At 72.6% G+C, this 19,665-nt stretch carries 23 protein-coding genes; 14 read left to right on the forward strand and 9 right to left on the reverse strand.

From position 1 onward, the window contains the following. Positions 1 to 42: 42 nt before the first annotated feature. Both ACERUN_RS18495 and ACERUN_RS18500 read right to left on the reverse strand, forming a co-directional pair. On the reverse strand, positions 43 to 1,341 hold the full coding sequence (locus ACERUN_RS18495) for an MFS transporter (protein WP_370291583.1): 1,299 nt from the start codon (positions 1,339 to 1,341) through the stop codon (positions 43 to 45). Positions 1,342 to 1,392: 51 nt separating this feature from the next. Continuing rightward, positions 1,393 to 1,851, reverse strand: a complete 459-nt coding sequence (locus ACERUN_RS18500; protein ID WP_370291584.1) for a MarR family winged helix-turn-helix transcriptional regulator — start codon at positions 1,849 to 1,851, stop codon at positions 1,393 to 1,395. 65 nt (positions 1,852 to 1,916) lie between these two features. Here ACERUN_RS18500 and ACERUN_RS18505 point away from each other — a divergent pair, with 65 nt between their 5' ends. From ACERUN_RS18505 to ACERUN_RS18515, 3 genes are all read left to right on the forward strand, one after another. Further along, entirely contained in the window at positions 1,917 to 2,483 is a 567-nt protein-coding gene (locus ACERUN_RS18505) for a DUF1697 domain-containing protein (RefSeq protein ID WP_370291585.1), read from the forward strand. A 74-nt stretch (positions 2,484 to 2,557) separates the two neighbouring features. Beyond that, on the forward strand, positions 2,558 to 2,848 hold the full coding sequence (gene clpS / locus ACERUN_RS18510) for an ATP-dependent Clp protease adapter ClpS (protein ID WP_370291687.1): 291 nt from the start codon (positions 2,558 to 2,560) through the stop codon (positions 2,846 to 2,848). A gap of 50 nt (positions 2,849 to 2,898) precedes the next feature. Beyond that, the gene (locus tag ACERUN_RS18515) at positions 2,899 to 3,486 is read left to right on the forward strand and encodes a DUF2017 domain-containing protein (RefSeq protein WP_370291586.1); all 588 of its coding nucleotides are present in this window, start codon (positions 2,899 to 2,901) and stop codon (positions 3,484 to 3,486) included. A 21-nt stretch (positions 3,487 to 3,507) separates the two neighbouring features. Here the strand turns inward: ACERUN_RS18515 and ACERUN_RS18520 are convergent, their stop codons facing one another. From ACERUN_RS18520 to ACERUN_RS18535, 4 genes are read right to left on the reverse strand one after another with little or no spacing between them, the layout of a single operon-like run. After that, positions 3,508 to 3,936 carry a universal stress protein gene (locus ACERUN_RS18520; protein WP_370291587.1) on the reverse strand — a complete coding sequence of 143 codons (429 nt, stop codon included), beginning with the start codon at positions 3,934 to 3,936 and terminating at the stop codon, positions 3,508 to 3,510. Beyond that, complete coding sequence (locus ACERUN_RS18525; protein ID WP_370291588.1) at positions 3,933 to 5,540, reverse strand: tripartite tricarboxylate transporter permease; 1,608 nt, start codon at positions 5,538 to 5,540, stop codon at positions 3,933 to 3,935. The genes ACERUN_RS18520 and ACERUN_RS18525 overlap by 4 nt, the downstream gene beginning before the upstream one ends. Then, positions 5,540 to 6,073, reverse strand: a complete 534-nt coding sequence (locus ACERUN_RS18530) for a tripartite tricarboxylate transporter TctB family protein (protein WP_370291589.1) — start codon at positions 6,071 to 6,073, stop codon at positions 5,540 to 5,542. Before ACERUN_RS18530 ends, ACERUN_RS18525 begins: the two co-directional genes overlap by 1 nt. After that, complete coding sequence (locus ACERUN_RS18535) at positions 6,070 to 7,074, reverse strand: Bug family tripartite tricarboxylate transporter substrate binding protein (RefSeq protein WP_370291590.1); 1,005 nt, start codon at positions 7,072 to 7,074, stop codon at positions 6,070 to 6,072. Before ACERUN_RS18535 ends, ACERUN_RS18530 begins: the two co-directional genes overlap by 4 nt. A 117-nt stretch (positions 7,075 to 7,191) precedes the next feature. On the opposite strand from ACERUN_RS18535, the gene ACERUN_RS18540 reads away from it, so the two are divergent. From ACERUN_RS18540 to ACERUN_RS18560, 5 genes are all read left to right on the forward strand, one after another. Then, positions 7,192 to 8,898 carry an ATP-binding protein gene (locus ACERUN_RS18540; protein WP_370291591.1) on the forward strand — a complete coding sequence of 569 codons (1,707 nt, stop codon included), beginning with the start codon at positions 7,192 to 7,194 and terminating at the stop codon, positions 8,896 to 8,898. Continuing rightward, positions 8,895 to 9,620, forward strand: coding sequence for a response regulator (locus ACERUN_RS18545; RefSeq protein WP_370291592.1), 726 nt, complete (start codon positions 8,895 to 8,897; stop codon positions 9,618 to 9,620). The genes ACERUN_RS18540 and ACERUN_RS18545 overlap by 4 nt, the downstream gene beginning before the upstream one ends. 97 nt (positions 9,621 to 9,717) lie before the next feature. Beyond that, entirely contained in the window at positions 9,718 to 10,185 is a 468-nt protein-coding gene (locus ACERUN_RS18550; RefSeq protein ID WP_370291593.1) for a Mov34/MPN/PAD-1 family protein, read from the forward strand. Position 10,186: 1 nt separating this feature from the next. Then, entirely contained in the window at positions 10,187 to 10,465 is a 279-nt protein-coding gene (locus ACERUN_RS18555) for a MoaD/ThiS family protein (protein ID WP_370291594.1), read from the forward strand. 39 nt (positions 10,466 to 10,504) lie between these two features. Further along, the gene (locus ACERUN_RS18560; protein ID WP_370291596.1) at positions 10,505 to 11,473 is read left to right on the forward strand and encodes a PLP-dependent cysteine synthase family protein; all 969 of its coding nucleotides are present in this window, start codon (positions 10,505 to 10,507) and stop codon (positions 11,471 to 11,473) included. Between the two features lie 25 nt (positions 11,474 to 11,498). Here ACERUN_RS18560 and ACERUN_RS18565 read toward each other — a convergent pair whose 3' ends face one another. Further along, the gene (locus tag ACERUN_RS18565) at positions 11,499 to 12,608 is read right to left on the reverse strand and encodes an alkaline phosphatase family protein (RefSeq protein WP_370291597.1); all 1,110 of its coding nucleotides are present in this window, start codon (positions 12,606 to 12,608) and stop codon (positions 11,499 to 11,501) included. A gap of 227 nt (positions 12,609 to 12,835) precedes the next feature. Between ACERUN_RS18565 and ACERUN_RS18570 the strand changes: the two genes are divergently transcribed. Continuing rightward, positions 12,836 to 13,651 carry an MBL fold metallo-hydrolase gene (locus ACERUN_RS18570; RefSeq protein WP_370291598.1) on the forward strand — a complete coding sequence of 272 codons (816 nt, stop codon included), beginning with the start codon at positions 12,836 to 12,838 and terminating at the stop codon, positions 13,649 to 13,651. A 45-nt stretch (positions 13,652 to 13,696) separates the two neighbouring features. Here the strand turns inward: ACERUN_RS18570 and ACERUN_RS18575 are convergent, their stop codons facing one another. Continuing rightward, entirely contained in the window at positions 13,697 to 14,359 is a 663-nt protein-coding gene (locus tag ACERUN_RS18575; RefSeq protein WP_370291599.1) for a response regulator, read from the reverse strand. Next, a complete protein-coding gene (locus ACERUN_RS18580; protein ID WP_370291600.1) occupies positions 14,356 to 15,576 on the reverse strand; it encodes a sensor histidine kinase in 1,221 nt (406 codons plus the stop codon). Before ACERUN_RS18580 ends, ACERUN_RS18575 begins: the two co-directional genes overlap by 4 nt. Before the next feature lie 130 nt (positions 15,577 to 15,706). On the opposite strand from ACERUN_RS18580, the gene ACERUN_RS18585 reads away from it, so the two are divergent. The 5 genes from ACERUN_RS18585 (at position 15,707) to rdgB (ending at position 19,642) form a co-directional block, all read left to right on the forward strand. Continuing rightward, complete coding sequence (locus ACERUN_RS18585) at positions 15,707 to 16,651, forward strand: ABC transporter ATP-binding protein (RefSeq protein ID WP_370291601.1); 945 nt, start codon at positions 15,707 to 15,709, stop codon at positions 16,649 to 16,651. Then, entirely contained in the window at positions 16,648 to 17,448 is an 801-nt protein-coding gene (locus tag ACERUN_RS18590) for an ABC transporter permease (RefSeq protein WP_370291602.1), read from the forward strand. The genes ACERUN_RS18585 and ACERUN_RS18590 overlap by 4 nt, the downstream gene beginning before the upstream one ends. Positions 17,449 to 17,554: 106 nt before the next feature. Continuing rightward, positions 17,555 to 18,301 carry an SGNH/GDSL hydrolase family protein gene (locus ACERUN_RS18595; protein ID WP_370291603.1) on the forward strand — a complete coding sequence of 249 codons (747 nt, stop codon included), beginning with the start codon at positions 17,555 to 17,557 and terminating at the stop codon, positions 18,299 to 18,301. Positions 18,302 to 18,312: 11 nt separating this feature from the next. Further along, entirely contained in the window at positions 18,313 to 19,026 is a 714-nt protein-coding gene (gene rph / locus ACERUN_RS18600) for a ribonuclease PH (RefSeq protein ID WP_370291604.1), read from the forward strand. Then, a complete protein-coding gene (gene rdgB / locus ACERUN_RS18605; RefSeq protein WP_370291605.1) occupies positions 19,019 to 19,642 on the forward strand; it encodes an RdgB/HAM1 family non-canonical purine NTP pyrophosphatase in 624 nt (207 codons plus the stop codon). Before rph ends, rdgB begins: the two co-directional genes overlap by 8 nt. Positions 19,643 to 19,665 lie beyond the last annotated feature (23 nt).

The raw sequence follows: 19,665 nt of genomic DNA on the forward strand, positions 1-19,665 counted from the left end.
TTCACCGGCCGGCCGGTGAAACTGCCCCGGCCCGCCGCCAGCTCAGCCGGCGTCGCCGACGAGCTCGGCCGCGGCCTCGGCGGGGGAGTGGGCGGCGGGGGCGGCGTGGAGGGTGCGGGTGAGCAGTCCCGCGCCGGCGAGCAGGATGACCACGCCGACGGCCACGGCGGTGCCGCCGAACCAGAAGGGGGCGCCGGCGCCCTCGTGCTCGGCGAGCTTGAGGGCGACGTAGGGGCCGACAGCTCCGCCGGTGAAGCGCACGAAGGAGTAGGCGGCCGAGGCGACCGGGCGCTCGACGGGAGCGGCACCCATCACGGCCTCGGTGACGAGGGTGTTGATCACGCCCAGGAAGGCCCCGGCGACGACGATGCCCACCACGACGACCGCTGCGACGTCGGAGAGCACGGCCATCGTGATCAGGTCGACGGCGAAGAGGGTCAGAGCTCCGAGCAGGGCGGGCACGGTGCCGATGTGGCGCTGGAGCCAGGGGGCGCCGACCACCGAGGTGAAGGCGAGCAGGAGGCCCCAGCCGAAGAAGATCCAGCCGATCTGCATGATGCCGGCGTCCGGCAGGGCGAAGGGGCCGGCGGCGAGCAGGGTGAAGAAGCCCAGGTTGTAGGCCACCGCCACGGCGGCGACGAGTGCGAGCGCGGGGTGGCGCAGGGCCCGGAAGGGGTCGGCCAGCGAGGTGCGACGCGCGGCCGGGGGAGTGGCGGGCAGGAAGATCGCGGTGGCCACGAGGGCGATGGTCATCAGCACCGAGACGCCGAAGAACGGGCCGCGCCACGACTGCTCGCCCAGCAGACCGCCGACGAGCGGGCCGGAGGCGATGCCGAGGCCGAGGGCGGCCTCGAACAGGATGATCGCCTGCGCCAGGGAGCCGGCGGACGCGCTCACGATCGTCGACAGCGCGGTGGCGATGAAGAGCGCGTTGCCCAGACCCCAGCCGGCGCGGAAGCCGATGACGGCGCCCACGGAGCCGGAGAGCCCGGCGAGGGCGGCGAAGACGATGATGATCGCCAGGCCGATGAGCAGCGTGCGCTTGGCGCCGATGCGCGTGGAGATCACGCCGGTCACGAGCATCGAGACACCCATCACCGCCATGTAGCTGGTGAAGAGCAGCGACACCTGGCTCGGGGTGGCCTCGAGCTGGCTCGCGATCTCCTTGAGGATGGGATCCACCAGTCCGATGCCCATGAACGCGATCACGCAGGCGAAGGCCACCGCCCACACCGCGCGCGGCTGACGCAGGAGCGACCCGCCTCCGGAGGGCCCGTCGGGCGCTCCTGAGGAGCCGCCGGTCGAGGCGGTGGTGGAGGGGGCGGAGTGGACGGTGGTCACGAGATTCCTTCCGGGAGTGACGGGTGGGCGGTGCAGGAGGGGGCCTGCCCGCTAGGGCAGGTCGCTCGGGTCGACGACGGCCCGCAGCACGGCGACGGCCCGCGCGAGGTCGTCGGTGTCGAGCTCGGGGTGGCGCGCGAGGCGCTCGGTGACGAGGTCGGCGTTGAGGCTGCGCACGCGCGCCAGCTCGGCGAGCCCGGCCTCGGTGAGGACGACGAGCGTGCTGCGCGCGTCGTCCGGGTGGGGCTGCTTGGCCACGAAGCCCTGCTCGGCGAGGTCCTTGACCTGACCGGTCATGGTCGGCTGCGAGCAGCGATCGGCCTGCGCCAGCGCCCCGATGCCCAGCGGCCCGGTCTCGTCGAGGATCGACAGCACGCGGATGCCGGCCGAGCGCGAGTGGGTGCGTCGGGCGAGGCGCACGAGCCGGGCCGCCTGCACCGTCAGCGCCTCGGCGAGCTCTCGGCGTCGGTGGTCGCCCGCGACGGGGGCCAGGGCATCGGGTGTGGGCACCCGCCACACATTACATAGGTAACCTATGTAAATCGAGTGTCCGTGGCGCACGCCACACTGACCCCGTGCCCACCTACGTCGCCTTCCTTCGCGCGATCAACCTCGGCGCCACCCGGAAGTTCCCCAAGGCCTCGATCGTCGCCGCCACCGAGTCCGCCGGCGCCACGGACGTCGCCACGCACATCAACACCGGCAACGTCCGCCTCACCACGCGCCTGCGCTCGCGCGAGCGCGTCGAGCAGGTGCTCGAGGAGGCCTACGCCGAGCACGCGGGATTCGACGTGCCGGTGATCGCCTTCACCGCCGCCGAGTTCGCCGCCCTCGCCGATCGCGCCGCGGCCCTGAGTGCCGAGCGCGCGCACCTCGAGCGGCACTACGTCCACCTGCTCAAGTCCGAGCCGGACGCCGCTCGCCTCGCGACCCTGCCGCCACCGACGGGTGCCGGCCGCCTGCCCGACGGCAGCGGCGAGTTCGACGTCGTCGTCCACGGCAGGGCGGCGCACGTGCTCGTCGGTCCCGGCCACACGGCCGGGAACGCCGATCCCGCCAGGATCGAGCGCACCCTCGGCGTCGTGGCCACCAACCGCAACGTCAACGTCGTCACCACGATCGCCGGCCTGTGGTGCCGGTGAGGGTGCCCGTGATGGTGGTGACGAGGGCGGTCCCCGCGCTGTGCCACCATTGAGACGTGACGACCGCGAGCCCTGTGACCGCTGATCCGGGGGTCGAGCAGGATCTCGGCACCGACGAGATCACGCTGGCCGACAGCCCCTGGGTCACCATCGTGTGGAACGACCCGGTGAACCTGATGTCCTACGTCACCTTCGTCTTCCAGCAGCACTTCGGCTACGGCAAGAAGAAGGCCGAGAAGCTGATGATGGAGGTGCACGAGGACGGCCGCTCGGTCGTCAGCACCGGCACCCGCGAGGAGATGGAGCGCGACGTGCAGGCGATGCACGAGTACGGCCTGTGGGCCACGCTCTCCAAGTCCGACTAGTCGCACCGCGCAGGATCGCCGAACCAGCCGACCCCGAGCCGAGAGCAGCCATGACCACCGGATTCGTGCGGCACCGCCGCAGCAAGCGCGCCATCGCGACCCTCACCGTCTTCGAGGCCGACCTCCTGCGCTCCCTCGCGGGCCAGCTCGTCGAGCTGCTGCACAACGAGTCGGCGGTCGCGGCCGTCGACGCCGACCCGCTGGAGGCCCTGCTCGACTTCTCCGGCCCCACCACCGCTCCCAGCGACCCCGTGCTCGCGCGGCTGTTTCCCGACGCCTACCGCGAGGACGACGAGTCGGCCGGCGAGTTCCGCCGCTACACCGAGAGCGCGCTGCGCGACTCCAAGTCGCAGGCCGCGGCGAGCATCATCGACGTCCTCGAGGACGCCGGCCTGCCCGACGACCCGACCGACGACGACATCACGATCGACGTCGAGCTCGAACCCCAGACCGCCCTGGTCTGGCTGCGCTCGCTCACCGACCTGCGTCTCGCGCTGGGCACGCGCCTGGAGATCGAGGACGGCCAGGAGGACTTCTGGGACTCCCTGCCCGAGGACGACCCGCGAGCGGCCACCTACAGCGTCTACGAGTGGCTCGGGTTCCTGCAGGAGACCCTCGTGCGCTCGCTGGAGCGCTGACCCCTCGAGCCCCTCGAGCGCTCAGCTCGGGCGCACCGCCAGCACGGGGCAGTGGGCGTCCAGAATGACTCGCTGCGCCACGCTCCCCAGCAGGGCCTTGCCCACCGGGCTGCGAGGGCGCACCCCGACGACCACGAGGTCGGCCCGCGCCTCCTGCGCGGCCCGCACCACGGCGTCGGCGACGTCGAGCACGACCTCGCGCTGCACCTCGACGTCGATCCCGCGGGCGCGCAGCTCGTCGAGTAGCCCCACGATCTCGTCGTCCGCGGCGAAGCGGGTGTCGACCAGGGCCTCGCCCTTGGTCGCATTGACGACCAGCAGTCGGGCGGCCCGCGCGCTCGCCAGCTCGGCCGCGGCGGCGACGGCTGCGCGGCCGAACTCGTCGGCGCTGTAGGCGGCCACGACGCAGGTGGGGTCCACGATCCCCCCGGTCGGGTGGGGTGCGGTCATCGCAGGCTCTCCTCGGGCTCGGTCGCCTCGTCGATGCTCCGGTCGGAGCCGTGCTCGACGCGGTCGATCGAAGCGGTGCGAGCCGTCCCGTGGATTCCGTCGGGACCTGTCGCGCCGTCGGGCACCACCGCGGCCGGCGACGGGCGTCCGCCGGCCCCGCGCACGGTGCTGAGGACGAGCATCAGCGCGATGACGGCGTAGACGACCACCGCGACCGGTTCGCTCCACAGTGTGCTGACGTCGCCCTGCGAGATCGACAGGGCCTCGGTGAGCTTGCTCTCCATGGTCGGCCCGAGGATCACGCCGACGATGAGCGGGAGCACCGGCAGCCCGAAGCGCCGCATCGCGAAACCGAGGACGCCGAGGAGCAGGAGCAGCGCGAGGTCGAAGGCCTGGAAGTTGACCGTGTAGGCGCCCAGGGTGGCGAAGAAGAGGATGCCTGCGTAGAGCTGCGGGCGCGGGATCTGGAGCAGCTTCGCCCACAGCGGCGCCATCGGCAGGTTGATCACGAGCAGCAGCGCGTTCGCGATCACCAGGCTCGCGAGGAGGCCCCAGACGAGGCCGGGCTCGCTGTCGAGCAGCTGCGGGCCGGGCTGGATGCCGTAGCTCTGGATGGCGACCAGCATGATCGTGGCCGTCGCCGTGGTCGGCAGCCCCAGGGTCAGCAGCGGCAGCAGCGTGCCCGCCGCGGACGCGTTGTTCGCGGCCTCCGGGCCGGCGACACCCTCGATCGCGCCCTTGCCGAACTCCTCCGGGTGCTTGCTGAGTCTGCGCTCCGCGGCGTACGAGAGGAAGGTCGGCACCTCCGCCCCTCCGGCGGGCAGGGCGCCGAACGGGAAGCCCAGCGCGGTGCCGCGCAGCCAGGGCTTCCACGAGCGCTTCCAGTCCGAACGGCTCATCCACGGCTGGCCGACGGGGATGATCTCGAGCGGCTTGCGGCGCAGGTGGGCGGCCACCCACAGGGCCTCGCCGATCGCGAAGATGCCCACGGCCACGACGACGACGTCGATGCCGTCGGCCAGCAGCGGCTGACCGAAGGTCATCCGGGCCTGACCGGTCGACGTGCCCACGAGGGCGATGCCGAGGCCGAGGAACAGGGAGATGAAGCCGCGCAGTCGCGAGGTGCCCAGCACCATCGTGACGGCGAAGAAGGCCAGCACCATCACCGCGAAGTAGGACGGCGCACCCAACTGCACGACGACGTCGGCCACCGACGGCACCAGCACCCACAGCAGCACCGTGCCGATGGTGCCGGCCACGAACGAGCCCACCGCGGCGGTGGCCAGTGCCTGCGAGGCGCGCCCGGCCTTGGCCATCTTGTTGCCCTCGATGGCGGTGATCACCGAGGAGGACTCGCCCGGGGTGTTGAGCAGGATCGAGGTGGTCGAGCCTCCGTACATGCCGCCGTAGTAGATACCGGCGAACATGATGATCGCGCTGTCGACGCCCACGGTGTAGGTGATGGGCAGGAGCAGCGCCAGTGCCATGGCGGGCCCGATGCCCGGCATCACGCCCACGGCGGTGCCCAGCAGCACGCCCAGCAGCGCGAAGAGCAGGTTCTCGGGGGTCAGGGCGGTCTCGAAGCCCTGCAGCAGGAGGTCCATCAGAGCACTCCGTCCAGCACGCCGGCGGGCAGCGGGACGCCGAGCACCGAGTAGAAGAGGTAGAAGCTGCCCACCGACAGCGCGACGCCGACGGCGAGGTTGCGCAGCCAGGTGCGGCTGCCGAGCGCCCCGCAGGCGCCGGTGAACAGGAGGGCCCCGGTGATGGCCCAGCCGAGCCGATCGATGAGAGCGAGGTTGGCGATGAGCACGAGCGCCAGCAGCCCCACCGTGCGCACGTCGGTGCTGCCCGAGAGGTCGATGTCCTCGCCGTCCTCGGCCTCCGCGCGATCGCCGCGAGCGGTGGCGGCGCCGAGCCCGAGGCCGAGCAGCAGCAGCACACCTCCGACGGCATACGACAGCGCCCAGGGCTGCACAGGCTGGTCGGCGAAGGCGTCGCCGAGGGTGGTGCCGTCGTAGACGACGTAGCCGCCGCTCAGTACGAGGAAGGCGGCCAGGCCGTACTGCGCCCGGTCGACGATTCGCGGTGAGGTATCCGCCGAGACGCGCTCGGTGAGGTCGGTTGAGGTGCTCATCCCAGTCCCAGCTCCTTCAGGGTGTCGGACACGCGGGCGTCCTGCTCGAGGAGGAAGTCCTCGAACTCCTTGCCGGTCGCGAAGTTGTCGCTCCATCCGTTGAGCGCGAGCGCCTCGCGCCACTCGGGGGTGTCGTGCATGCGGGTGAAGATGTCGACGAGGTAGTCGCGTTGCTCGTCGCTGATGTCGGGCGGGGCGAGCACCCCGCGCCAGTTGGTGAACACGAGGTCGACGCCCGCCTCGGTGAGGGTGGGTGCGTCGATGCCCGGCAGCCGCTCCTCGCCCGAGACGGCCAGGACCCGCAGTGATCCTGCGGCGATCTGCTGCTCGAACTCGCCGAGGCCGGACATGCCGACGTCGATCTTCGCGCCGAGCAGCGCCGCGGTGAGCGGGCCGCCGCCGTCGTAGGGGATGTAAGAAACGTCGCGGGGCTTCACGCCGACGGTGTCGGCCAGCTGCATCGGGAACAGGTGGTCGGGGCCGCCGGGACTCGAGCCGCCGCCGACGGTGACCGACCTCGGATCCTCGCGCCAGGCGGCGACGAGGTCGTCGACCGTGCGGAAGGGGGAGTCGGCCGGCACGAGGATGCCCTCCTGCTCCTCCACGAGCCGCGCGATCGGAGTCATCTTGCGCGGGGTCGCCTTCGAGCCGTTGCTGTAGACGGCGCCCACCACGCCCAGCCCCATCACCATGACCAGGTCGTCGGCGCCCTTCTCGTTGAGCAGTCGCTGCATCGCGACGGTGCCGCTGGCCCCGAGCACGTTGCGGATCTCGAAGCGGCCGGTGAGGCCGTCGTCCTGGAGGATCTTGGCGGCCGCGCGACCGGTGAGGTCGTAACCGCCGCCCGGGGAGTTCGGGATGAACAGGCGCAGTCGACGCGCCTCGCCGTCACCACTGTCGCGCGTGACGCCGCAGCCGGCGGTGGCCACGGCCAGGGTCAGTGCCATCACCAGGGCGATCAGCGGGGCGATGGGCCGTGCGGCTGCGCGGCGGGTGATCATGGAGCCTCCAGGTGCTTCGAAGGTGAGCGCCCTCACAGGCGTCTGCATGTCAGCATGGAGTGGAGTGTGGCGGTCGTCACGCTTGCGGACGTAGCGGAGGTTGTGGTCGTTGTGGTCGTGAGACGCGTGGGGCTCGGTCTTCCCCTGCGCGCGGGCGAGCTCACCCTCGCGGCGCAGGTGCTGCTGCTGCAGCTGGGCGTGATCGCGGTGCTGCTCACGGCGGTCGGAGTGCTCGCGGTCCGCCAGGCCACCGACGAGTTCGCCGAGCAGCGCGGCGCCCAGATGCGGTCGGTCGCGGAGTACATCGCCGTCCAGGACGGACTGCGCGCCGCCCTGAGTCGCGTGGTCGACGGCGAGGACCCGGCCGGACCGCTGCCGTCGGCCCTCGCCCCCTTCGCCGACCGGGGCGTGTCTCTCGGTGGCGCCACCGACGTCGCGGTCATCGCCGCCGACGGCGACCATCGCGTCCTCGGAGCCACCGACCCGAGCCGGGTCGGTCGCCCTGCCGACCTGGGCTCCAGCGACGCCGTGCTGGGGCGAGGATGGACCGGCGACGTACGAGTGGACGGACAACGACGTGTCGCCGCCCACGCCCCGGTCATCGCCGCCGACGGCAGGACCCTCGCGATCGTCTCCTCCGAGGAGGCCTACCCCTCGGCGTTCGACCGGCTGAGCGAGGCAGGGCCGGCGCTCGTGCCCTATGTCGGTGTCGCGGCCGTCCTGGGCCTGCTCGGCGCCTGGCTGGTGGCCCGCCTGGTCCGTTCCTCGACCCGCGGCCTGGGAGCCCGCGATCTGGCCCACCTCGCCGACCAGCGCGAGGCGCTGCTGCACGCCATTCGCGAGGGGGTGGTCGGCGTCGACACCGATGGTCGGGTGACGGTGATGAACGACGCCGCACGCGAAGCCCTCGGCGTCCACGGTCATCCCGAGGGTCGACTGGTGGCCGACCTCGGTCTCGACCCCGCCGTGGTCGTGCTGCTCACCGATCCCGAGGCCGAGGTGGTCGACGCGTTGGCCGCAGTGGGGCCGCGTGTGCTCGTGCTCAACCGGCGAGCGGCCTCCGCGCAGGGGCGCGGCATCGGCACCGTGACGACGCTGCGCGACCGCACCGAGCTGCTCGCCCTGCAGGGACAGCTGAGCTCGAATCTCTCGATCACCGACACGCTGCGGGCCCAGACCCACGAGTTCGACAATCGCCTCCACACCATCTCCGGCCTCCTGCAACTGGGGGAGGTGCAGGAAGCGGTGGCACTCGTCGGCACCCTGGCCCGCCACCGCGCGGCCAGCGCCGAGCACGTGACCTCACGGCTCCACGACGCCCCTGTCGCCGCGCTCGTGCTGGCCAAGCACGCCCTGGCCGACGAGCGCGGCGTCCAGCTCGAGCTCGACCCCGGTTCGCACCTTCCGGCGCTGCCGCGCGACCTCTCGGCCGACCTCACGACGGTCGTCGGCAACCTGGTCGACAACGCGATCGAGGCCTGCTCCGGCGGCCTCGAGCCGCTTGTCGAGGTCTGGCTGCGCTCCGACGAGGACGCGGTGCACCTGCGGGTGCGCGACAACGGCCCCGGCGTCGAGGCGGACCGTCGCGACGAGGTGTTCGCGCGCGGCGTCACCACGAAGCCCGTGGCAACGGGCGCCGTCGGCGGTCGGGGCGTCGGCCTGGCGCTGGTGCGGTCGCTGTGTCGCCAGCGCGGAGGTGAGGTCGTCCTCGACGGGGCCGGCCCGGGCGCCCGCCCGCACGGCGACACCGCCCGCGGTGGCGGCGCGGAGTTCCGGGTCCGGCTGCCGCTGCCGACGGGCGTCGTCCACGATGGTGCGTCATGAGCGCGCCGCTGCGGGTCCTGGTCGTGGACGACGACTTCATGGTGGCGCGCATCCACAGCCGCTTCGTCGAGCGGACGCCGGGGTTCGAGGTGGCCGGCACCGCCCGCACCGGCGCCGAGGCGCTCGAGCTCGCCGAGTCCCTCGCCCCCGACCTGCTGCTGCTCGACGTGCACCTGCCCGACCGATCAGGCCTGGAGGTGCTCGAGCAGTTGCGGGGCGAGGGGTCGCGCGTGGCGGTGGTGATGGTCACCGCCGAGCGCGGGGCGGGTGCGGTGAGCTCGGCGCTGCACGGGGGAGCGCTGCAGTACCTCGTGAAGCCGTTCGAGTACGACGACCTCGCCGAGCGGCTGCGTCAGGTCGCCGCGACGTTGTCGAGCCTGCGCGCCGACGGGGACCGCGAGACCGACCAGGACACCATCGACCGCGCCTTCGGAGCCGCTCGCGGACCGCAGCGCCCCACCGCGACCGGAGGCGGCGCGGGTACACCGCTGCCGAAGGGGTTGAGTCCCGAGACCGCCGAGCTCGTGCTCGCGGCGATCCGCGCGGCCGAGGAGGTCGGCGCCTCCGACACCGCGCAGGCCGTCGGTCTCTCCCGGGTCACGGCCCGCCGCTACCTGGAGCACTTCGTCGATGCCGGCATCGCCGAGGTGCGCCTGCAGTACGGCGGCACCGGTCGCCCGCAGCGGCGCTACCGGGCACGTCGCGCCGACCTCCCCGGCTGAGCCGCACCACGCTCGCCGCCGCGCGACGCTCGCCGCGCCGGCGTCCGCAGCCCGGGCCCGGCTGGGTCGTCCACCGGTCGTTCACTAGGCTGGGGCGGTGCTGAAGATCGCCCGAGAGCTCCACGACGCCATCGTCGAGCACGCCAAGCGGGACCACCCCGTGGAGGCGTGCGGCATGGTCGCGGGGCCGATCGGCAGCGACACCCCCCAGCGTTTCATCGAGATGGTCAACGCCGCCGGCAGCCCGACCTTCTACGAGTACGACTCCACCGACCTGCTGCACCTCTACCGCGAGCTCGACGACCGCGACGAGGAGCCGGTGGTGATCTACCACTCCCACACCGCCACTGAGGCCTACCCGAGCGTCACCGACATCAAGCTCGCCGGCGAGCCAGGTGCGCACTACGTGCTCGTCAGCACGCGTGAGCACGGGAATAACCCCGGCTCGGTGGAGTTCAGGTCCTACAGAATCATCGACGGTGTCGTCACCGAGGAGGAGGTCGAGATCCTCGACCCCACCGGCGGCGCCACGACCGCCGCATCCCCGAACGAGGAGAACCGCTGACATGGCCATCGAGGTCCGCATCCCGACCATCCTGCGCACCTACACCGGTGGGGAGAAGGCCGTGAGCGCCGACGGCGCCAGCCTCAGCGAGCTCATCGACTCCCTCGAGGCCGGCCACCCCGGCATCAAGGACCGCCTCGTCGAGAACGGCGACCTGCGCCGCTTCGTCAACATCTACATCAACGACGAGGACGTCCGCTTCATCGGCAGCCTCGAGGCCGAGCTCTCCGACGGCGACCAGGTCGTCATCCTGCCGGCCGTCGCCGGCGGCGCCCGCTGAGTCGCTGAGCTCCGGCTCCGCGCTCGCGCCCCGACCACCATGGTCCGCTACGACAGCCTCCTCGCCTCGGTCGGCCACACCCCGCTGGTGGGCCTGCCGCGCCTCTCGGCACCCTTCAACAAGCCGGGAGCACCCGAGGTGCGCCTGTGGGCCAAGCTCGAGGACCGCAACCCCACCGGCTCCATCAAGGACCGCCCCGCGCTGCGGATGGTCGAGGAGGCCGAGAAGGAGGGGCTGCTGCGCCCCGGCTGCACGATCCTCGAGCCCACCTCGGGCAACACCGGCATCTCGATCGCGATGGCGGCCAAGCTCAAGGGCTACCGCTGCGTCTTCGTGATGCCCGAGAACACCTCCGAGGAGCGTCGTCAGCTGCTGCGGATGTGGGGCGCCGAGATCGTGTCGTCCCCGGCCGCCGGCGGTTCGAACGAGGCCGTGCGCGTGGCCAAGCAGATCGCCGCCGAGCACCCCGACTGGGTGATGCTCTACCAGTACGGCAACGACGCCAACGCGCTCGCGCACGAGGAGGGCACCGGCCCCGAGCTGCTCGAGGACCTCCCGTCGATCACCCACTTCGTCGCCGGCCTCGGCACCACGGGCACCCTCATGGGGGTCAGCCGGTTCTTCCGCCGGGCCAAGCCGGAGGTGCGCATCGTCGCCGCCGAGCCGCGCTACGGCGAGCTGGTCTACGGCCTGCGCAACCTCGACGAGGGCTTCGTGCCCGAGCTCTACGACGCCGACCTCATCGACAGCCGCTTCTCGGTGGGCCCCCGCGACGCCGTGCGCCGCGTGCGCGAGCTGCTCGAGCTCGAGGGCATCTTCGCGGGCTTCTCCACCGGCGCCATCGTGCACGCCGCCGTCGGCCAGGCCGCGAAGGCCGTGAAGGCGGGCGAGGCGGCCGACATCGCGTTCATCGTGTGCGACGGCGGGTGGAAGTACCTCTCCACCGGTGCCTACGAGGGCACGATCGACGAGGCCGAGGACCGCCTCGAGGGCCAGCTCTGGGCGTGACCGCCCTCCGCCGCGTCGCTCCGGGTCAGCGCCAGCGCAGGTCCTGACGGCTGTTCCAGAGGCTCCCCGGCACCGGTCCGAGCCCCAGCAGGCGCAGGCTCACGTTCGCGACCTCGCCGTTGCGCACCGGCTGGCGCGCGGCCGAGAAGCCCGGTTGCGTGCGCCCGGGCTCGCGACGCGTCGGGTTGAGCCGGTACAGCGGCACCGCGCGCACGCCGGCGCCGTAGATCGCGAAGGGCACGGTGTAGTTCTGCCAGCGCCGGGCGTCACTGTGGCCCTTGGTGCCGGGCAGGCCGCCGTGGTCGGCGGTGAACACGACGGTCGTGGTGCGCTGCAGCGCGGGGCGCGCGGCGATGGTGCGCAGCACGGACCCCACGAGGGCGTCGGCGCGGCGCACGGCGCTGAGGTAGCGGCTGCTCATCCAGCCTGACGCGTGACCGGTCTGGTCGGCGATGCCGAGGTGGAGGAAGTAGAAGTCGCGCTGGGTGGCGGCGAGGTCGGCGGTCATCGCCCTCGTCACGGCGGTGTCGTCCTCCTTGCGGATGTAGAGCCGGTCGACGCTCGCGGGCCAGGACTTCTTCCACAGCGAGAACTTCGTCTTGGTCGAGAACACCGCGCTGCTGCCCCCGCCCGCCTTCACCACCTCGAACACCGAGGAGATGGCACGTCCGGCCGCCTGCTGCACGGTGGGACGCGGGATGGAGTCGTCGTTCCAGGTGACGCCGTGGCCGCCCCGGGAGGCGCTGATGCGTCGTCCGGTGACCATGGAGGTGTGGTTGGGCAGGGTGACGGTCATCTCGACCTGCGTGCGGGCGTTCGTGGTGCCCGCCCCCTTGCGCAGCAGCCGGTGGATGTTCGGCGTCAGCCGCGGGCCGAGCTTGCTCAGCGCGAGCGGCGTGAGGCCGTCGACCGAGATCGCCACGACGTGGCGCCCGTTGACCCGCGCGCGGGTCGCTGGGGCGGGGGAGGAGGGCGCCGTAGCCGTCGTGGACGACGTGCGCCGGGCGTCGTCCACGGCCGGGTCGTCGCCCGGCCGGACGACGGCGGTCAGGGCGAGCGCGGCGACGAGGGTGAGGAGGAGCAGGCCGCCGAGCGACCACCTCCCGAGCCGCCCTCCACGGCGTGAGGTGTCCACGGACGCCACCCTACGTCGCCCTCGCGGACGACGGCGGCACGTGATCCGGTGTGACCCGACTCGCGCCCGCGGGGTCCTGCGGCGGGGTCGGCGTGGTGCGAGAACGTGATCTCGATCCCGGAATGCGGTGCGACCTCCGGGCGAGGTCGTAATGTTGGGCGGGTGCAGCGCCTGGACCGACCCGACGCCGATGTCGCGGCTCCCCTGAACCTCACCGGGGGGCCGGCGTGAACGACGCATCCGACGCGGGCCGCAGCTATCCGGGCGACACCCTGGAGGAGCGTCGCGTGCGCCTCACGGTGGTGGGCTGCTCGGGCTCCTACCCGGGTCCGGACTCGCCGGCCAGCTGCTACCTCGTGCAGGCCCGCGACGGGCTGCGCACCTGGAGCATCGTGCTCGACATGGGCAACGGCGCGCTCGGCGCGCTGCAGCGCTACGTCGACCCGCTCAAGGTCGACGCGGTGCTGCTCAGCCACCTGCACGCCGACCACTGCGTCGACATGACCAGCTACTACGTGCTGCGCAAGTACCACCCCTCCGGCACCCAGCCCCGGATCCCCGTCTGGGGTCCCAAGGGCACCGCCAAGCGCCTCGCCAACGCCTACGACCTCCCCCGCAAGCCCGGCATGCGCGAGGAGTTCATGTTCAAGGTCTACCGCGACCCGTTCACGGTGGGTCCCTTCACGATCGAGCCCTACGAGGTCGACCACCCGGTGCCCGCCTACGGACTGCGCATCAGCGCGTTCGACCGCGTGCTCGCCTACAGCGGCGACACCGGCCCCACCGAGTCCCTCGAGAGCATCGCCGCGGGCGCCGACCTGCTCCTGTGCGAGGCCTCGTTCCGCTCGTGCGACGACAACCCGCCGAGCCTGCACCTGACCGGCGCGGAGGCCGGCGAGCTCGCCACCCGCACGGGCGCCAAGCAGCTCGTCGTCACCCACGTGCCGCCGTGGCACGAGGCCAAGGAGATCTTCGACGAGGCGCGTGCGGCCTACGACGGCCCCGCCGAGCTCGCCCACCAGGGCGCCGTCTACGACCTCTGAGTCCTGCGCGAGCACAGCCCGTCCGCCCCGGCCGCCGTCGGCGCGTCACTCCGGGTCGGGCAGCGCCCCGGCGTCGCGCACGCAGAGCGCGATCTGCACCCGGTTGGTCACCTCGAGCTTCTCGAACAGCCGCGACACGTGGCCCTTCACCGTCGGGATCGACAGGTGCAGGCCACGCGCGATCTCCGCGTTCGACAGTCCGCGGCCCACGGCCGCGGCCACCTCGAGCTCGCGCTCGGTGAGCGTGTCGAGGCGGCGACGCGCGGAGACGACGCGGGGGTCGGCGTCCGCGCGGACCCGCTCGATGAGCGTGCGGGTGACCGACGGCGACAGCATCGGCTCACCGTCGGCCACGCGCCGGATGGCGGCGACGATCTCGGGCGGGGGAGTGTCCTTGAGCAGGAACCCGTCGGCGCCGGCGGCCAGCGCGCCCACGACGTGGTCGTCGGCGTCGAAGGTCGTCAGCACGATCACGCGCGGCGGCGCGGGCTCCTGGTGCAGCAGCCGGGTGGCGGCCAGTCCGTCGAGCACGGGCATCCGGATGTCCATGAGGACGACGTCGGGCCGCAGCTCGCGCACCAGGCCGACGCCCGCGCGGCCGTCGCCGGCCTCGCCCACCACGGCGAGGTCGGGCTGGCCGCCCAGCATCAGGCTCAGGGCGGAGCGCACGAGCGGGTCGTCGTCCACCACGACGACGCGGACGCTCACGGCGCGACCGCCGCGGCGTGCGCGAGGTCAGGATCGCCGGCGGCGGACTCCCACGGCAACCAGGCCCGCAGCACGAAGGTGCCCGGGCCGCCCGAGGCGGGCACCCGCTCGACGCGATGCGTCAGTCGGCCCCCGCGCAGCTCGGCGCGCTCCGCGAGGCCGATGAGCCCGAGACCGGCGCCGGGAGTGCCGGACCCGAAGCCCAGGCGATTGCGGATCTCCACAACCACCCCTCGATCAGGCGAGCCGGTAATCCGGAGCTGCACGGTCGCCGCCGGCGCGTGCTTGGCGGCGTTGGTGATGCCCTCCTGCACGATGCGGTAGACGGTGCGGCCCACGGCCTCCGGCAGGGCGTCGTCCTCGGGCAGGGGGGCGAGCAGCTCGATCGAGCTGCCGGTGGCGCGGGCGGAGTCGAGGAGGGCCGGGAGGTCCGACAGGGTGGGTTGGGGGGTCACCGCCGCGCCCTGCTCGGCGCGCAGCACGCCGAGCACCTCGCGGAGGTCCTCGAGCGCCTCGTGGGCCTTGGCCCGGATCACCCCGGCGCTGGCGCGGACCTCGTCGGCGGTGAGGTCCTCGCGATAGCTCAGCGCCCCGGCGTAGAGGCTGATCTGGGAGATCCGGTGGGCGAGCACGTCGTGCATCTCGCGGGCGATGCGGGCGCGCTCGGTCGAACGCGCCTGGGCGGCGCGCAGGTCGCGCTCGGCCTCGGCGGTCTCGGCGCGCTGGCGCAGGGTGTGCACCAGCTCGCGCCGCGAGCCGATGAACATGCCCCAGGCCACCATCGCCGAGACGATCAGCAGCGTGAGTGCCGTGGTGAGCCACCACGGGTCGCCCTGGGTCGGCTGCAGCCGCTCGTAGGCCCACGTGGCGGCGAGGTGGAGAGGGGCGACGATGCCGATCTGCCACCAGCGTCGGTGGGTGGCCAGCGACACCGTGGCGAGTGCCACGAATCCGGTGGAGAGCGAGCTGAGCGGGTTCAGCGCCAGCAGGACGACGGCGGTGGCGAGCGGGTGGCGTCGGCGCAGGTGCACCACCGCGAGCGCCAGCACGCCCACCGCGATGTCCGCCGCGAAGAGCAGCGGCGCGCTCTCGAGCTGTCGCGGTGCGAGCGTGAGCCACACGACGACGCCGAACGAGCCGGCGAGCAGGTCGCGCCACAGGTGGCCGTACCAGCGCAGACGCGGCTGGTAGGGCGCCGGTGTGCGACGAGACTCCATGCCGCGAGCCTAGGGCGCTCGCCTCGCCCCTCCCACCGCCGGCGGGCGGCCGGCACCCCCTACTTAGGTCGGGGGCGTGTCTCGACCGCAGGCCGGTGCGCGGAGCCGACCCGTCGGGCAGGGTGGAGCCATGATCACAGTGGACCGACTCACCAAGAGCTACGGCGACTACACCGCCGTGGACGACGTCAGTTTCGTCTGCCAGCCAGGGCGGGTCACGGGCTTCCTCGGGCCCAACGGCGCCGGCAAGACCACCACGATGCGCGTCATGGTCGGCCTGACCCTCCCCACGAGCGGCCAGGTCACCATCGGCGGCGTCCGCTACCACGACATCCCGAACCCCGGCCGCCACGTCGGCGTCCTGCTCGACGCCTCGGCCCAGCACGCCGGTCGCACCGGCCGCGAGATCCTCACCATCGGCGCCAAGACGATGGGCCTGCCGATGAGCCGGGTCGACGAGATGCTGAAGCTGGTCGGGCTCGACGACACCGAGGCCAAGCGGCGCCTGCGCAACTACTCGCTCGGCATGAAGCAGCGCCTCGGCATCGCGCACGCCCTCCTCGGCGACCCGTCCGTGCTGATCCTCGACGAACCCGCCAACGGTCTGGACCCGGCCGGCATCCGCTGGATGCGCGGCCTCCTCAAGAGCTACGCCGACCGCGGCGGCACGGTGCTGCTCTCGAGCCACCTGCTGCACGAGGTCGAGCAGATCGCCGACGAGATGATCCTCATCGGTCGCGGCCGCATCGTCGCCCGCGGCGACCGCGCCACGCTGCTGGCGCAGGCCTCCGGCGGCCCGTCGGCGCTCGTCGTGTCGCTCGACAACGCCGCGCTATCTCAGGGCCTGAGCGCCAGGGGCTTCACGGTCGAGCCCGCCGGTGCCGGCCTGCGGGTCGGCGCCACCCCCGAGGACGTCGGCCGCGCCGCGCTCGAGGCCGGCATCGTCCTCACCGACCTCCGCGCCGGCGGCGCCGGCCTGGAGGACCTCTTCCTCGAGCTCACCTCGGGCGCCGCGCGGGAAGCCGTGCCCGGTGTCCGCACATCCGCCCCCCTCAACGGAGGTCTGCCCGCATGAGCAACGCATCCCCGATGACGACCATCGACGTCAGCGCCACGCCTCCCGTTCCCCTCGCCCGACTGGCCCAGGTCGAGCTGCGCAAGGCCATGGACACCCGCGCCGGCTTCTGGGTCAACGCCGGTGTGCTCGGGCTGGTGAGCGTCGTCCTGCTCATCTATGTGCTCGTGGCCCCCGATGGCTCGAAGAACTTCGGCGACATGCTCACGGTGTCGGGTGCCGTGCTCGGCTACTTCCTGCCGATCATCATCATCATGCTCGTCACCAGCGAGCAGTCGCAGCGCAACGGGTTGGTCACCTTCACGCTGGAGCCGCGGCGCTCGCGCGTCGTCATCGCGAAGTTCGTGGCCGGGCTCGGTCTGACCGTGGGCGTGCTCGCGGTCGCGGTGGTGCTCTCGGTGCTCTTCACCGGGATCGCCGCGGTGCTGGGCGATGCGCCCGAGTGGTCGGTCGAGGGCACCCTGCTGTTCAACAGCTTCCTGCTCGCCAACGTGATCGGGGTGCTCACCGGCTTCGCAATCGCCATGCTGGTGATGAACACCCCGGCCGGCATCGTCATCTACTTCGCCTACACGCTCGTGCTGCCGATCGCCGTCGGCATCCTGGGCGCGCTCAGCGAGGGCTTCGACAAGATCGCACCCTGGATCGAGTTCAACACCGCGCAGCAGCCGCTGTTCACCGGCGACTACCAGCCCTCCGGCGAGGAGTGGGCGCAGTTCGCCACGGCCGGCGTGATCTGGTTGGTCGTGCCGCTGGTGCTCGGCACGCTCCGGCTGCTGCGGATCGAGTTCAAGTGATCGACTGAGCCCTCGAGAGAGGCGGGAACGAAGCCTTCACCGAGGGTTGACTGACACGACACCGTGGCGGGGTCTGCGCGTAGCGGGCCCCGCCATCGTCGTCCGCGTGGGCTACCTGCGCTTCGCAGCACTGGGTGACAGCACGACGGTCGGCATCGGCGATCCCCTCCCGGACGGCGGGTGGCGCGGGTGGGCGCGGCTGCTCACCGAGGGCCTGCGCGCCCACCACGAGGTGTCGCTGTGTCACCTCGCGGTGTCGGGCTCGACGGTCGCCGACGTGCGCGCCCGGCAGCTGGACGCCGCGCTCGCGCACCGCCCCGACCTCGCCTCCGTGGTGGTCGGGGTCAACGACACGCTGCGTAGCACCTGGTGCCCGCAGCAGGTGCGCGCCGACCTGATGCACATCGCGGGCGAGCTGCGGGCCGTCGGTGCGACGCTGATGACGGTGAGCTACCACGACCACGCCGAGGTGGTGGGCCTGCCCCGGGTCGTCGTTCGCCCGCTCTCGCAGCGCATCGCGGTGCTCAACGAGATCTACGACGAGGTGCGCGCGGTGCACGGTGGGTTGCACGTCGACCTGAGGCTGCGACCCGAGGTGCACGACCGCGGCAGCTGGTCGATCGATCGCTTCCACCCCTCCGAGCGGGGGCACCGCGCCCTGGCTCGGGCGTGGGCCGAGCAGGTGCGCGCGGCCGGGATCGACGTGGACCTGCCCGACCTCGAGCCGTGCGGCGGGCGAGCGCCCAGTTGGCGCCACGACGCCGCCTGGATCGTCGGCGAGGGCGCCCCCTGGCTCGGACGACGGGCCCGCGACCTCGGCCCGTGGGCGCTGCGTCGCGCGGCCGCCCGCTAGGGTCCGATCCCATGAGCACCCCCCGTGAGGACGGCCGCGCCGACGACGAGCTGCGCCCGGTCCGCCTGACCCGCCACTGGCTCGACCACCCCGCCGGCGCCGTGCTGGTGGAGTTCGGCCGCACCCGCGTGCTGTGCGCCGCCTCGGCCTCCGAGGGTGTGCCGCGCTGGCGCAAGGGCTCCGGCCTGGGCTGGGTGACGGCCGAGTACGCGATGCTGCCGGCCTCGACCAATACCCGCTCGGACCGGGAGTCGGTGAAGGGCCGCATCGGCGGTCGCACGCACGAGATCAGCCGCCTGGTCGGGCGCTCGCTGCGCGCGATCATCGACGACAAGGCGCTTGGCGAGAACACCATCCAGATCGACTGCGACGTGCTGCAGGCCGACGGTGGCACCCGCACGGCCGCCATCACCGGCGCCTACGTGGCGCTCGCCGACGCGTGCGCCAAGCTCGGCGTCCCGAACGCGCTGACGGGTTCGGTCGCTGCGGTCAGCGTCGGCATCATCGACGGCGTCCCGCGCCTGGACCTGCCCTACGTCGAGGACGTGCGCGCCGAGACCGACATGAACGTCGTGATGACCGGCGACGGCCGCTTCGTCGAGGTGCAGGGCACCGCCGAGGGCGCTCCCTTCGACCGCGCTGAGCTCGACGCGCTGCTCGACCTCGCGGTCAAGGGCTGCGCCGACCTCACGCGCCTGCAGCAGGAGGCCCTCGCCGGTGAGTGAGGCCCGTCGGCTCCTCGTGGCCTCCCGCAACGCCAAGAAGGTCGAGGAGATGCGCCGCATCCTCACCGAGCAGCTCGCCGGGGGCGCGGCGATCGAGGTGGTCGGTCTGGACGACGTGCCGCCCTACGACGAGCCCGTGGAGGACGAGCCGACCTTCGAGGGCAACGCCCTGCTCAAGGCCCGGGCCGGTGTGGCGGCCAGCGGGCTGCCCACCATCGCCGACGACTCCGGACTGTGCGTCGACGCCCTCAACGGCATGCCCGGCGTGCTGTCGGCGCGCTGGGCCGGCCCGCCCAAGAGCGACGCGCGCAACAACGAGCTGCTGCTCGCCCAGCTGAACGACGTGCCCGACGAACGGCGGGGCGGCCACTTCGTGTGCGCGGTCGCCGTGGCGCACCCCGACGGCCGCGAGATCGTGGTCGAGGGTCGGATGCCGGGTCGGGTGATCCGCGAGGTGCGCGGCGACGGCGGGTTCGGCTACGACGTCCTCTTCGTGGCCGACGAGCGCCCCGGCCTCACCACGGCCGAGCTCAGCCGCGAGGAGAAGGATGCGATCTCGCACCGCGGGCGCGCACTGCGCGAGATCGCCCCGCTCGTGGTCGATCTGCTCGCCTGAGCGCGCCCGGTCGGCCGCGGAGG

It is taken from the genome of Nocardioides sp., from assembly GCF_964229035.1.
Taxonomy (GTDB): domain Bacteria; phylum Actinomycetota; class Actinomycetes; order Propionibacteriales; family Nocardioidaceae; genus Nocardioides.

What these genes read in the sequence shown, in the direction of transcription:
- ACERUN_RS18580 (WP_370291600.1), bottom strand. Translation starts at nt 15,576, where the DNA reads ATGGAGTCTCGTCGCACACCGGCGCCCTACCAGCCGCGTCTGCGCTGG.
- ACERUN_RS18560 (WP_370291596.1), top strand. Translation starts at nt 10,505, where the DNA reads ATGGTCCGCTACGACAGCCTCCTCGCCTCGGTCGGCCACACCCCGCTG.
- ACERUN_RS18590 (WP_370291602.1), top strand. Translation starts at nt 16,648, where the DNA reads ATGAGCAACGCATCCCCGATGACGACCATCGACGTCAGCGCCACGCCT.
- ACERUN_RS18520 (WP_370291587.1), bottom strand. Translation starts at nt 3,936, where the DNA reads ATGACCGCACCCCACCCGACCGGGGGGATCGTGGACCCCACCTGCGTC.
- ACERUN_RS18545 (WP_370291592.1), top strand. Translation starts at nt 8,895, where the DNA reads ATGAGCGCGCCGCTGCGGGTCCTGGTCGTGGACGACGACTTCATGGTG.
- rph (WP_370291604.1), top strand. Translation starts at nt 18,313, where the DNA reads ATGAGCACCCCCCGTGAGGACGGCCGCGCCGACGACGAGCTGCGCCCG.
- ACERUN_RS18515 (WP_370291586.1), top strand. Translation starts at nt 2,899, where the DNA reads ATGACCACCGGATTCGTGCGGCACCGCCGCAGCAAGCGCGCCATCGCG.
- ACERUN_RS18525 (WP_370291588.1), bottom strand. Translation starts at nt 5,540, where the DNA reads ATGGACCTCCTGCTGCAGGGCTTCGAGACCGCCCTGACCCCCGAGAAC.
- ACERUN_RS18530 (WP_370291589.1), bottom strand. Translation starts at nt 6,073, where the DNA reads ATGAGCACCTCAACCGACCTCACCGAGCGCGTCTCGGCGGATACCTCA.
- ACERUN_RS18555 (WP_370291594.1), top strand. Translation starts at nt 10,187, where the DNA reads ATGGCCATCGAGGTCCGCATCCCGACCATCCTGCGCACCTACACCGGT.
- ACERUN_RS18585 (WP_370291601.1), top strand. Translation starts at nt 15,707, where the DNA reads ATGATCACAGTGGACCGACTCACCAAGAGCTACGGCGACTACACCGCC.
- ACERUN_RS18535 (WP_370291590.1), bottom strand. Translation starts at nt 7,074, where the DNA reads ATGATCACCCGCCGCGCAGCCGCACGGCCCATCGCCCCGCTGATCGCC.